The sequence below is a fragment of the Halomonas sp. V046 genome (genome assembly GCF_052645355.1).
Map to the genome: position 1 here is coordinate 261926 of NZ_JBQXYF010000001.1, position 12529 is coordinate 274454.

The 12529-nt window shown below is 66.7% G+C and carries 9 protein-coding genes; all 9 read right to left on the minus strand.

What is annotated here, in order from left to right:
- Positions 1–164: 164 nt before the first annotated feature.
- The 9 genes from ACUN9Y_RS01110 to fghA all read right to left on the minus strand — a co-directional run bounded on the left by ACUN9Y_RS01110 (position 165) and on the right by fghA (position 12335).
- Complete coding sequence (locus tag ACUN9Y_RS01110) at positions 165–1058, minus strand: electron transfer flavoprotein subunit beta (RefSeq protein WP_445458834.1); 894 nt, start codon at positions 1056–1058, stop codon at positions 165–167.
- Positions 1048–2556 carry an FAD-binding protein gene (locus ACUN9Y_RS01115; RefSeq protein WP_445458835.1) on the minus strand — a complete coding sequence of 503 codons (1509 nt, stop codon included), beginning with the start codon at positions 2554–2556 and terminating at the stop codon, positions 1048–1050. The genes ACUN9Y_RS01110 and ACUN9Y_RS01115 overlap by 11 nt, the downstream gene beginning before the upstream one ends.
- Complete coding sequence (locus tag ACUN9Y_RS01120) at positions 2553–4580, minus strand: (Fe-S)-binding protein (protein ID WP_445458836.1); 2028 nt, start codon at positions 4578–4580, stop codon at positions 2553–2555. The genes ACUN9Y_RS01115 and ACUN9Y_RS01120 overlap by 4 nt, the downstream gene beginning before the upstream one ends.
- A gap of 158 nt (positions 4581–4738) precedes the next feature.
- Positions 4739–6814, minus strand: a complete 2076-nt coding sequence (gene dgcA, locus ACUN9Y_RS01125; RefSeq protein ID WP_445458837.1) for a dimethylglycine demethylation protein DgcA — start codon at positions 6812–6814, stop codon at positions 4739–4741.
- Between the two features lie 24 nt (positions 6815–6838).
- Positions 6839–7399, minus strand: coding sequence for a DUF5943 domain-containing protein (locus ACUN9Y_RS01130; protein WP_445458838.1), 561 nt, complete (start codon positions 7397–7399; stop codon positions 6839–6841).
- Between the two features lie 82 nt (positions 7400–7481).
- On the minus strand, positions 7482–8525 hold the full coding sequence (locus ACUN9Y_RS01135; protein ID WP_445458839.1) for a dipeptidase: 1044 nt from the start codon (positions 8523–8525) through the stop codon (positions 7482–7484).
- Positions 8526–8931: 406 nt separating this feature from the next.
- Positions 8932–9630, minus strand: coding sequence for a monofunctional biosynthetic peptidoglycan transglycosylase (gene mtgA / locus ACUN9Y_RS01140; protein WP_445458840.1), 699 nt, complete (start codon positions 9628–9630; stop codon positions 8932–8934).
- A 191-nt stretch (positions 9631–9821) separates the two neighbouring features.
- Positions 9822–10958: a GlxA family transcriptional regulator gene (locus tag ACUN9Y_RS01145; protein WP_445458841.1), complete on the minus strand. Its 1137-nt coding sequence runs from the start codon at positions 10956–10958 to the stop codon at positions 9822–9824.
- 519 nt (positions 10959–11477) lie between these two features.
- Positions 11478–12335 (minus strand): S-formylglutathione hydrolase, encoded by an 858-nt coding sequence (gene fghA, locus ACUN9Y_RS01150; RefSeq protein ID WP_445458842.1) that lies wholly within the window; start codon positions 12333–12335, stop codon positions 11478–11480.
- Between the last annotated feature and the right edge of the window lie 194 nt (positions 12336–12529).

The following is a 12529-nucleotide window of genomic DNA, read 5'->3' on the forward strand; positions in this document are numbered from 1 at the left end:
CGAAAGCGCCAAGACCGCGCCCGCGATGCAGGGTTTTCCCTGCTCGCGGGCGCGGTCCTGGGCGGGTCCTCGGTGGTCAAGAGCTGCAGCGACGCCGGTAGCGAGAACGCGACGCCGGTAGCGAGAACGCGGCGCTGCTCGCGAGACTGCGCCGCCCAGGCCGGCTAACGCAGCACGCCTTCTTCTCTGAGCAGGGCCAGGATGGCCTCGGCGCCCTGTTCGGGCGTCACGTCGGTCAGCACCTTGCCGGTCCCGCCCTGAGCCTTGGCCGCCGCGGCCTTGAAGCGATCGCGCGCGCTGGTCGCGGTGACGATCTTGAGGCGCTTGGGACGCACCTTGGCCGCCGTCAGCGGCCACTCGGTGACGGCCTCATCGACCCTCGCCTCGCCACCGGCGGGTCGCCTGTCGATATGTCCCCTCCGAGCCGGGCCGAAGGCGCTCTGGCGCGGCGTCGGCGCCGCCGAATCGACGGCGATCACGGCGGGCAGCGCTACCCGCAGGCGGCGACGCTGGCCCCGGGGCAGCGCCTGAAGCACGGTGGCCTGCCAGCCTCCCTCGCCAGGCTCCAGCGCCTCGATCGCGGCCACGCCGGACACCATCGTCCATCCCAGCGCCTCGGCCAGGGCGAAGGGCAGCACGCCCGATCCCTCTCCCTGCTCCGCCCTGGTGCCACACAGCACCAGCCGCGGACCGGCCGCTTTGTCACCCCCGGCCTCATTGCCCCTTAGATGATCGAGCAACACCGGCAAGGCATCGACGTCCTCGCGGGCTTCCAGCAGCGATAACCGTTCGAGTCCCATGCCGAGATAATCACGCAGGGCGGCGTCGGTCTCGTCGCTCGACGCCCCCACATGGCAGGCGGCGATATCGACCTCGCCAACGCCTCGCTGTGAGCGCTGCGCCAGCGCCATTTCCAGGGCACGGGCATCGAGATCGGCGCGCCGTGCTCGCTCGGTGACGCCATGGCGCCCGACCGACACCAGCACGCCAATCTCGAGCCTTGCACCGGCGCTGCGTGAACCGGCCTCTCCTGGACCGCGGGTTCGTTCAAGCGACATGTCGAGCCTCCTTGGATAGTGCATCGGGACGCTGGCGCCCCTGTTCGACCTGGTCGGCGGCCTCGCCGTCAACGTCGCCATTTAACTCACCGCCACCGCCCGTGCCTTGTTCATTGACGGCCACCTTGGCGGCCACCTGGGCGGCCACCAGCGCCGCGATCACGGCACCGGCGTCCGCGATCACCGCCAGGTCGGCACGCTTGACCATGTCACAGCCCGGGTCGGCGTTGATCGCCACCACACGATCGCAGCGCTGGATGCCTTGCAGGTGCTGAATGGCACCGCTGATGCCCACCGCCACATAGACTCGGGCGCTGACGAAGGTGCCGGTGGCCCCGACCTGGCGATGTCGCGGCATATGGCCATCGTCCACCGCCACCCGGGAGGCGCCTTCGGTGGCACCCAGCGCCTCGGCGGCACGATGAAAGCCCGGCCAGTCCTTCACGCCATTGCCGGCAGAGAGGATAAACTCGGCCTCGCCGAGGCCGATGGCGGCGGGGTCCACCGCCACGGCACCGAGATCCTCGAGCCCGCGCCGAGCCACAGGAAAGGCGCCTTGCGGCGCCAGCTGTGCCGACAACGAACCGGCCGCGTGGCGCGTTGCCACCACCGGCTCGGCGCACTCGGCCAGTGCCAGGGCCACTCTGGGTAGCGGACGCCGACGTTCCTGGCGTCCAGAACCGCTGCGGCATAGGCACATCCAGCCCGACTCGGCCGCATCATCGGTATCGATACGCCACAGGCCGGTGGCCGGACGCTCGCCGATTCGTACCGCCAGCCGCCGCCCCAGGTCGCCGCCACCTATTCCCGCGTCCGGCAGCAGCCAGTGGCGTGGTGCGAGTGTGGCCTCCAGCGCCAGCAGCGCCGCGAGCCGGGCCTCCGGGGCATAGCCTGCGGGCACCGGCAGACGAATTACCCGATCCGCGCCGGCCTCGTCGAGGCCATCAATCCCGACATGCTGCGCCCCTGCCCCATCCACGCCAGCGTCTTTACCGACACCGGCCAGCGGATCGTCGGCCCCTGCCTGTGCATCGAACACCACGGCAAGCACCGCCCCTGGGGCTTCGCTTAAACGGTCCGCCACGCACCTTGCCAACCCCAGCAGGTCACGGTCATGGTCGGTCAAACGACCGCCGGCGGTGTCCGGCACCACGGCGACCCAGAACGCCGGCGCCTCGATCTCGACGCGGCGGCGCGAGTCCTGCGCCGCCCCCGTCCGCCCAGCCTGACCGCCACCGGCCCGACCCTGGCCGTCCTGAACGCCGCTACGATCGATACGCTTGCATCCATTGGGCCCGACGAAGCCGATGGCGTGGGGGTTGCGGCGTATCAGCCCGTGGGGCCCCATCCATTCGCTTACCGCGCCACCCGTTCCCGACAGCCGACTCAGCGCCGTCAGATGCTCCGGATGCAGTCGATTGCGCGCCATCCACTCGAGGCGCGGGTCACGCCTTGGCAGCCGAGAGTCCCGTCCGGTTTCCGTCACGATGTCACTCATTGACTGACCTCCTCGCACATGGCGGGCGATGGCGCGACAGAAGGTCCCGGTTCCGGCGCCTCCATCACCAAGGCGTTCGCTACCAGTTCGGCGATGTCGCGCACCTCGGCGCTGGCGTCGACCACCCCTTCGAGCATGGCGGTGCACTGTGGACAGCCCACCGCGACAAGCTCGGCGCCGGTCTCGGCCACATCGGCCATGCGCATATCGGGAATCCGGCGCTCGCCAGGCACGTCGGTGATCGGTGCCCCGCCGCCACCCCCGCAGCAGCGTGAGCGAAAACCGGAGCGCTGCATGTCCTTGAGCGTGATGCCAAGCGCCGCCAGCACCCGCCGCGGAGCTTCGTACTCGCCGTTGTAGCGGCCCAGATAGCATGGATCGTGATAGGTCACGCTACCGCCTTTCCAGGCGCTCAGACGCAGCCGGTCGGCGACCAGCAACTCATCGATGAAGGTGCTGTGATGGCGCACGCGGTACTCGCCCCCCAGGGCGCCGTACTCGTTGCCGATCACGTGAAAACTGTGGGGATCGCAGGTCACGATGGTCTGGAAGCGATAGCGTGCCAGGGTCGCGATATTGGCCTTGGCCAGGCGCTGGAAGGTCGCCTCGTCCCCCAGGCGACGGGCCACGTCACCGCTGTCGCGCTCTTCATCGCCGAGCACGGCAAAATCCACGTCGGCCGCTCTTAGCACCTTGACCAGGGCCCGGAGGGTGCACTGGTTGCGCATGTCAAAGGCCCCATCGCCAAGCCATAGCAGCACGTCCACTTGCCCAAGGTCGCGCATCACCGGCAGGTTCAGGTCGGCGGCCCAGTGCATTCGTGAGCCCGGTGCGAACCCACCCGGGTTGTCGGTGGCGATCAGGTTGTCGAGCACCTCGGCGCCCTTGCCCGGGGTCTGGCCCCGCTCCAGGGTCAGGTACCGGCGCATGTCGACGATCGCATCGACATGCTCGATCATCATCGGACACTCCTCGACGCAGGCGCGACAGGTGGTGCAGGACCACAGCGTCTCGGCGTCCAGCAAGGCCCCGCCCGCCTCCACCACGATAGGGCCCTTGGGCTCGCCGCGATGCTCGCCGACCGGTTTGCCGGGATACGCCGAGCCGGCGTAGCCCGCGTCGCTGGCGCCGGTCATGCCGAGCACCATGTCCTGAATCAGCTTCTTGGGATTGAGCGGCTGGCCGGCGGCGAAGGCCGGACACACCGCCTCGCAGCGCCCGCACTGCACGCAGGCATCGAAGCCCAGGCGTTGGTTCCAGGTGAAGTCTTCCGGCGTCGCAACGCCGAGCGATGGCGCCCCCACGCCAGCGTCCAGGTCGAGATCCAGCGCCTTGAGTGCGGTGGAGCGGGGAGTCTTGCCGGCCCGCTCGCTGGCCTTGGTCGAGAAGCGCTCACTGCGGCGATGGAAGGCCAGATGCAAGGCGCCGGCAAAAGCGTGCTTCATCGGCCCACCCCAGGTCATGCCGAACACGAGTTCCGCCATGCCCAGCGTCAACCCCACCAGCAGTATCGCCGCCAGCAGCCACCCCAGCACGCCGGACACCAACCCTTGAGGCAACAGATTCAGTGTCGTCAGACTGAGCACGAAGACGCTGGCGGAGAACACCTGCAGGCTCCTGGGCAGGCGCATCCATGGCCCGCGCGAGAGCCGCGCCGGCGGGTGGCGACGCCGGCGGGCGACCAGGCGTGCGCCGATGAACATGGCCGCGCTTGCCGCCAGCATCAGCACGCCGAGCACCGCCTCCAGCGCCGTCGGCAGCGGCAACAGGACGATCACGCTCATCAGCACCATGGCGGCAACGAAGCCCCCGGCGGTGGCGACATGAGTATTGGCAAAGGCCTTGTCCCGGGCCACCACATGGTGGAGATCGACCAGGTAGCGGCGCGGCATGGCGGCGAGGCCGGCGATCATGGCGACCTTCGCAGGCCGCCCGCGGCGCCAGAGGGCGGCGCGCCGCAGCCCTCCCACCAGGGCAAGGGCCAGCAGCGACAGAATCAACATGGGGAGGATGGTGCTGAGCATCGACAGGTCCCTCCACAACGTCCCGGGACCAAGCCCGGGGCGTTGGATAAGAGCCGCACGGTAAGCGCGCAGCGGCGCGCCCCGGCACCCGCGACATACCATCGACGGGGGCCGTGGGCGGCACGCACCGCGTTGGGCTTACGGCGTACCGCTGGGGTTCAAACGTCCTTGCACAGGCGCAGGGCGTCGTAGATGGCGGCGTGGGTATTGCGCGGCGCCGTGCAGTCGCCGAGGCGAAACAGCACGAAGCCGCCCGATCCCATCAGCTCAAGGCACGGCTGCGCCTTGGCGGCGTACAGCGCCTCGGTATCGATCTGACCACGGTTGCGCGACTCGCCCTTCAGCGCCAGGTACAGCGCCTCGTCCGGCCTGACGCCGTTTTCGACCACGACCTGATCGACCACGCGCTCCTCCTGAACGCCGGTGTACTCGTTCTCGAGCACCGCCACCAGGCTCTCGCCCTCGCGGTAGACCCGATGCAGCATCAGGTCCGAGGTCATGATCACCTCTTTTTCGTAGAGGCTGCGGTAGTAGGTCGGAAAGGTCGTACCGCCCACCGCCGCGCCGGGCTTGATATCGTCGGTGACGATCTCGACCTTGGCGCCCTTGTCGGCCAGATAGTCCGCCGCGGAGACCCCGGAAAACTCGCAGATGGCATCGAACACGAGCACGTTCTTGCCCGGCGCCACGCGACCGGACAGCACGTCCCAGGTGCTCACCACCAGGCTCTTGGCGGGGTCGGGATCGTAGCCCCAATCGGGATACTGAGTCAGAAACGGCTGCCCCCCGGTGGCCAGTACCACAAGCTCCGGGCGCAGGTCCTGGATCGTGGCGACATCGGCATGGGTGCCGAGGCGCAGATCGACCTTGAGCCGGGCAAGCTCGAGCTGGTACCAGCGCGTGATGCCGGCGATCTGGTCGCGGCTTGGCGCCCGGGCCGCCAGGCTGATCTGCCCGCCGAGGGCCTCGGCGACCTCGAACAGCGTCACGTCATGGCCACGCTCGGCCAGCACCCGCGCCGCCTCCATGCCACCCGGCCCTCCACCGACCACCACCGCGCGGCGCTTGGGGCCGTCGCTAGGGCTGAGCTCATGGGGCAGGCCCATGTACTCCCGCGACGTCGCCGCATTCTGGATACACAGCACGTCCAGTCCCTGGTACTGACGGTCGATGCAGTAGTTGGCGCCGACGCACTGCTTGATCTGGTCGATCTGGCCCATCTTGATCTTGGCGATCAGATGAGGATCGGCGATATGCGCCCGGGTCATCCCCACCAGATCGACGTAGCCGCCCTCGAGGATACGATTGGCCTGGGTCGGGTCCTTGATGTTCTGGGCGTGGATCACCGGCACGCTGACCACGTCCTTGATGCCCGCGGCCAGGTGCAGAAATGGCTCCGGTGGGTAGGACATGTTGGGAATGACGTTGGCCAGCGAGTTGTGGGTATCGCAGCCCGAGCCGATGACGCCGAAGAAGTCCACCTGGCCGGTGGCATCGTAGTAGGCGGCGATGGCCTTCATGTCATCATGATTCAGGCCATCGGGGTGAAACTCGTCGCCGCAGATGCGCATGCCGACGACGAAGTCGTCGCCGACCTCGGCCCGAACCGCCTTGAGCACCTCGAGGCCGAAGCGCATGCGGTTCTCGAAGCTGCCACCCCACTCGTCCTCGCGCTTGTTGACCCGCGGGCTCCAGAACTGATCGATCAGGTGCTGGTGCACGGCGGACAGCTCGACCCCATCGAGCCCCCCTTCCTTGGCTCGCCGGGCGGCCTGCGCGAAGTCGCCGACGATGCGCCAGATCTCCTCGTCCTCGATGGTCTTGCAGGTCGAACGGTGGACCGGCTCACGGATGCCTGACGGCGACATCAGCGTCGGCCAGTCGAAGCCGTCCCAGCGCGAGCGTCGGCCCATGTGGGTGATCTGGATCATGATCTTGCCGCCGTGGCGGTGCACCGCGTCGGCCAGGTTCTGAAAGTGCGGGATGATGCGGTCGGTGGACAGGTTCACCGAGCTCCACCAGGCCTGGGGGCTGTCGATGGAGACCACCGAGGAGCCGCCGCAGATGCACAGACCACAGCCGCCCTTGGCCTTCTCCTCGTAGTACTTGACGTAGCGCTCGGTGGTCATGCCGCCATCGGTGGCGTAGACCTCGGCGTGGGCGGTGCTGACCACCCGATTGCGGATGGTCTGGCTGCCGATCTGGATCGGCTCGAAAATCGCGTCGAAGGCCATGATGGGACTCCTCGGTCGAAAAGGTCAGGCCCCAGGGGCCGGCGAATCGCTGGCGCGCAGCGGGTGCACCTCGAAACGGCCAACATCGCAGCCGGCCTCGGCCCCGCTCTGAGTCTGGCGCGCCGCGGTGCGAAGGCTCGACCCCTGCGCGGCGAGAATCTGGTCCACGGCACCGGCGAACCAGCCGGTGAACATGTATTCGACCTTGCGCCCAACCTTGCCCAGCTGATAGACGAAGGCACTGTGCTCCAGGCGCACGCTGGCGGTGCCGGCCTCGAGGTCGATCGCCTCGGTGATAAAGCGCCCCCAGCCGCGCTGGGACAGCCGCGTCATGTAATGCTCGAAGACCGCCGCCCCCTCGAGGCCGTGCAACTCGGCCTCCTTCTCGCACCAGTGCCAGGCGCTCTTGTAGCCGGCGTGGTAGAGGATCTCGGCGTAGGCATCCGCGCCCAGCGCCTCTTCCACCGCGACATGGTTGTTGATGAAGAAGTGGCGCGGCACGTACAGCATCGGCAAGGCATCGGTGGTCCAGACGCCGGTCTCGACGTCCACTTCGATGGGCAGTTCAGGGGCCATCTTGGTCACGGTGTTACCCTCAAGATCGTTATTATTGATTCGGCCTGGCGCTTGGTGTCCTGCGCCGGTTCGCTAGCGGTCGGCACGCGGCCTACTCGCCCCACACATCCTTGAGTACCCGCACCCAGTTCTCACCCATGATCTTGCGCACCTGGCTCTCGCTCATGCCGCGCCTCAAAAGCGCCTCGGTGAGGTTGCCGAACTCGCCGATGGTGCGAATGCCCTTGGGGTTGATGATCTCGCCAAAGCGGGTCAGGCGGCGGGCGTAGCCCTTGTCGTGGGTCAGCCATTCGAAGAAGCCCTGGTCCTGGCCCTGGGTGAAGTCGGTGCCGATGCCGATGGCGTCCTCGCCGACGATATTCATCACGTACTCGATGGCCTCGACGTAGTCGTCCACCGTGGCGTTGACCCCGGCGCGCAGGAAGGGGGTGAACATGGTCACGCCGACGAAGCCGCCGTGATCGGCGATGAACTTGAGCTCCTCGTCGGACTTGTTGCGCGGGTGTTCCTTGAGCCCCGACGGCAGGCAGTGGGAGTAGCACACGGGCTTGGCCGACTCGAGAATCACCTCGCGAGAGGTGTTGGAGCCGACGTGGGACAGATCGCACATCACCCCGACCCGATTCATCTCGGCGACGATTTCGCGGCCGAATCCGGACAGGCCGCCATCGCGCTCATAGCAGCCGGTGCCGACCAGGTTCTGGGTGTTGTAGCAAAGCTGCACGATGCCGACGCCCAGGCGCTTGAAGATCTCGACATAGCCGATCTGATCCTCGAAGGCGTGGGCATTCTGAAAGCCGTAGATGATGCCGGTCTTGCCCTCCTGCTTGGCGCGGCGAATATCCGCCGTGGTGCGCACGGGGAGCACCAGCTCACTGCAGTCGTCCATCAGGGCATTGCACGACACGATATTGTCCACCGTGGCCTGAAAGCCTTCCCACACCGACACCGTGCAGTTGGCCGCGGTCAGACCGCCGAGGCGCATGTCCTCGAGCAGTTCCCGGCTCCACTTGGCGATGACCAGGCCATCGATCACCGTGGCCTCCCGGTGCAGCGCACCGGCATCGACCGACGAGGTCTCGGTGGCAACGGCGGGGGCGTGGCTCGTCGCGCGGCTATCCAGAGTCGTACTCATCGCAATCCTCCTGTCGGCTGGCTGGGCCCTCGAGCCGGTCGGAGCTGACGCCAGCTCCGCCCTGTCGTGGGTATGCCGGCAGCATAGCCCCGGGCCCCGGGGCCCCGACGCCTGATTGCGACGGTGAGAATTCCAAAAGCGTCATCGCCTGCCTGAGGGCGACATCCCGACCTGTCGTCACCTCCCAAGCCTCGCCGTACGTGCCGGATCACGCGCCCCTTGAAGACCGCCTGATCCCACGGTCCTGGGTCAACGGTCCTGGCCCAAAAATCTTGGCGAAAAACCTTGGCCAACGAACCTGGCCCAGCGCGCCGTGACCAGACAGCCAAGGGCCCCGCCGGAAGGATTCCGTGCGGGGCCCAGGAAGAACGCGTGCCCTGGATATCTCCGGGGCTATCGACCGCGCTTAAAGCCGCTCGAGATAGCCGCGTCCGAGATTATTCATCTGACGCTGGATCCAGGCCGCCCGGTTGGCGGTCCGCGGCCCCGGGTTCGACGCACTGCGCTCACGCGGGTTGGGCAACACCGCCGCCAGGCGAGCCGCCTGACTGGCGCTCAGTTGGTCGGCGCCGACACCAAAGTAATGACGACTGGCGGCTTCCAGGCCAAACACCCCCGAGTCGAACTCGACGATATTGAGGTACACCTCGAGGATGCGCTCCTTGGGCCACAGCACCTCGAGCAGCACGGTGAACCAGGCCTCGAAGCCCTTGCGCACCCAATCGCGCCCGGTCCACAGAAACAGGTTCTTGGCAGTCTGCTGGGTAATGGTGCTCGCGCCTCTCAGCGAGCCACCGTTCATGCCCTGCTCGATGGCACGCCTAAGCTCGGTGAAATCGAAACCGTAATGGTCGGGGAAGCGCTGATCTTCGGCGGCGATCACGGCAAGTTTGGCGTTATCCGAGAGCTCATCCCAGGGGCGCCAGCGCTGCTGAATATCGAGTGACTCCCCGGAAAACCAGGACCCCACCTCGCGCTCCAGCATCACCGTCGAGCCGAACACCGGCAAGAAACGAAACACCAAGACGAGCAATACGGAAAGCGCAACGAAGCCCAGCGCCAGCCGAACGAGCCAGCCAAGCGCGGGGCGCCACCAGTCAGTCATGAAGGGGTCCAGGCCAAAGAGTTCGTCGCAGTATACCAAGGCCAGAGCGACTTGCCGTCGGCGAGAGCGAGTTCTGCCCGGTGGCGGGTCCACGCTCTCGCGACGGCCAGTGCTTCAGCGGCGCTACCCTGACGCTGGCCTGACGCTGGCGTAGGTCGGCTCGCCGCGGGCCCGATCGAGGGCGGCCATGGCTAGTGCTTCAGCGGCGCCACCCTGAAGCTGCCGTAGGTCGGCTCGCCGCGGGCCCGATCGAGGGCCGCCATGGCCCGGGAGACAGGCTCGCCCCCCTGGCCGGTCGCCAACAACGGCACCGGCGGCAGGTTCGCCACCCCCGACACCGGCGCGAAGGCGCTCCAGCCCAGGCGTTCTTCCCTCGGCGGCCGGCCGAAGGTTTCGCGATAACACTTGGAAAAGTGGGGCGTCGAGACGAAGCCACAGGCGGAGGCGATATCGATGATCGACAAGGATGTCTGCTTGAGCAACTGGCGTGCCCGGTTAAGACGCAGCCTCATGTAATAGCGCGATGGCGAACAATGCAGATTGCGCTGAAACAGCCGCTCGAGCTGGCGGCGCGACAGGCTGACGAAACGGGCCAGCTCATCCAGGTCGATGGGCTCTTCCAGGTTGGCCTCCATCAGCGCGACGATTTCTTGCAGGCGTGGTTGCGTGGTGCCCAATACATGCTTGAGGGGCACCCGCTGCTGATCCTGCTCGCCACGCACCCGATCGCAGACGAACATGTCGGAGATGCCGGCGGCCAGCTCGCGGCCATGATCGCGACCGATCAGGGTGAGCATCATGTCGAGCGGCGCCGTCCCCCCCGAGGCGGTGGCACGGTCACGATCGATGGCGAACAGACGCGAGGTCAATGCGATGCACGGATACGCCTCCTGCAGGGCAGCCTGGCACTCCCAGTGGGTGCTGACCTCGTAGCCATCGAGCAACCCGGCACGGGCCAGCGCCCAGGCCCCGGTGCACACCGAGCCAAAGCGACGCAGCTGGCGAGCTTGGGACCTCAACCAGCTGACATGCCCGGCTTCCACCGTTCGCGTCGGGCCAACGCCGCCACAGACGATGACCATGTCCAGCGACAGGGGCACGTTGATAGCGGTATCCGGTGTCACCGTCAGGCCGTCACTGGCCTGGACTGGGCTGCCATCCAGGCTCAAGGTGAACCAACGATAGAGCTCCTGGCCCGAGAGCTGATTGGCCATGCGCAGGGGCTCGATGGCGGATGCCAGCGAGATGAGGGTAAAGCTGTCGAGCAACAGAAACCCCAGCGTCTGGGGGCAGGCACCGGCAGGCGGCGCCGAACGGCTCACGGTCATGGTCACCTCCCACGGGCACCCTGGACGTGAACGCCGATGTCTCTGGCGCTGGACGGTCCTGGCAGCCTGGGCATTATTATCGTTGTCGGTAAGGCTCGCGTGGCGCTAGCACCACTGGTTTACCCGTTTTCCTTCGTCACTGTTCCGGCACTTGCTTTACACCACCTTGCGCCCCTTCTCGACATCTTCGGTGGCGCTGCGGGGCGATGGCGGCGAACGTTCCTTGACACTCGACGACGGCGCCACAGAGTTGCCTCCGTTGGGACGAAGAGTCGTCGCACCGTCCTAGCAAGATAAAACGCCTGTCGTGATCAGACATCACAAAAATGCCTATCGGCAAGGCACTCGCCAGTGGTTTGCGACAATGATGTCGCCAAGAGGCATGCAGGTGTCGCTTCCGAGGCACCGAGCGGCGTGATTCAAGCAACGATTTACGACATATCGCACCACGCCGTCCGCCACCGCCCTGGCAGAGCGGTGGTGGGTTGGCCCCGGCATCAGCGCTTGGCGTAAAGAGCATCAGCGCTTGGCGTAAAGACGTTCGGCGTGATAACGCAGGTGGTCCTCGATGAAGCTCGCGATGAAGAAATAGCTGTGGTCATAGCCTGGCTGCCGGCGCAGTGTCAGCGGATGATCGTGCTCCTTGCACACGGCTTCCAGGCGCTCGGGGGTGAGCTGTTCGTCGAGAAAATCATCGGCATCGCCCTGGTCGATGAACAGCGGCTGACGGGAGGCGCCACGCGCCACCAACTCGCAGGCATCGTACTGGGTCCAGGCACTGGAATCGTCGCCCAGATAGGCCGAGAACGCCTTGCGCCCCCAAGGGCACTGGGTTGGATTGACGATGGGCGCAAAAGCCGATACCGAACGGTAGTGCCCAGGGCGGCGCAGCGCCAGAATCAATGCACCGTGGCCCCCCATGGAATGCCCGCTGATGGCCTCTCGACCGTTCAGGGGAAAATGCTGGCGCGCCACCGACGGCAGCTCTTCCGCCACATAGTCATACATGCGGTAATGCGCACGCCAGGGCTCCTGGGTGGCATTGACGTAGAATCCTGCCCCGGAGCCAAGATCGTAGCTATCGTGCTCACCGGGCAGGTCGCTGCCACGAGGACTGGTGTCGGGGCACAGGATGGCCACCCCCAGCTCTGCCGCCAGGCGGTGCGCGCCGGCCTTCTGCATGAAGTTCTCGTCGCTGCAGGTCAATCCCGAGAGCCACCACAACAGCGGCACCTTCTGGGTCTCGGCCTGGGGCGGAAGGTAGATGGCGAAAGTCATTTCGCAGTCCAGCGCCCGAGAGCGATGGCGGTAGCGCTTGTGCCAGCCACCGAAGCTGCGATTGGCGCTGACCAGCTCCAGATGTTCGGTCATGGTCATGGACGGCTCTCCCTGATCAAAGAACACCGACGGCCGGTCGTCGAGACCGACCGCCGGTCCTCGGGACACCACGGGCATCCCAGAGGTATAAATTGCCACACCCACGACGAAAGCCCCAGCGGCCTGGTGTCACCAGGCCCAGGGCCAGCGTCTTGAAGCGCCGCGGGCAAGCGCCATGAAGGCAGAAAGACGCC

Bases quoted from the DNA above. Each gene is read 5' to 3' on its own strand.
- ACUN9Y_RS01110 (WP_445458834.1), bottom strand. From the start codon at position 1,058: ATGTCGCTTGAACGAACCCGCGGTCCAGGAGAGGCCGGTTCACGCAGC.
- fghA (WP_445458842.1), bottom strand. From the start codon at position 12,335: ATGACCATGACCGAACATCTGGAGCTGGTCAGCGCCAATCGCAGCTTC.
- ACUN9Y_RS01120 (WP_445458836.1), bottom strand. From the start codon at position 4,580: ATGCTCAGCACCATCCTCCCCATGTTGATTCTGTCGCTGCTGGCCCTT.
- ACUN9Y_RS01135 (WP_445458839.1), bottom strand. From the start codon at position 8,525: ATGAGTACGACTCTGGATAGCCGCGCGACGAGCCACGCCCCCGCCGTT.
- ACUN9Y_RS01145 (WP_445458841.1), bottom strand. From the start codon at position 10,958: ATGACCGTGAGCCGTTCGGCGCCGCCTGCCGGTGCCTGCCCCCAGACG.
- mtgA (WP_445458840.1), bottom strand. From the start codon at position 9,630: ATGACTGACTGGTGGCGCCCCGCGCTTGGCTGGCTCGTTCGGCTGGCG.
- ACUN9Y_RS01115 (WP_445458835.1), bottom strand. From the start codon at position 2,556: ATGAGTGACATCGTGACGGAAACCGGACGGGACTCTCGGCTGCCAAGG.
- dgcA (WP_445458837.1), bottom strand. From the start codon at position 6,814: ATGGCCTTCGACGCGATTTTCGAGCCGATCCAGATCGGCAGCCAGACC.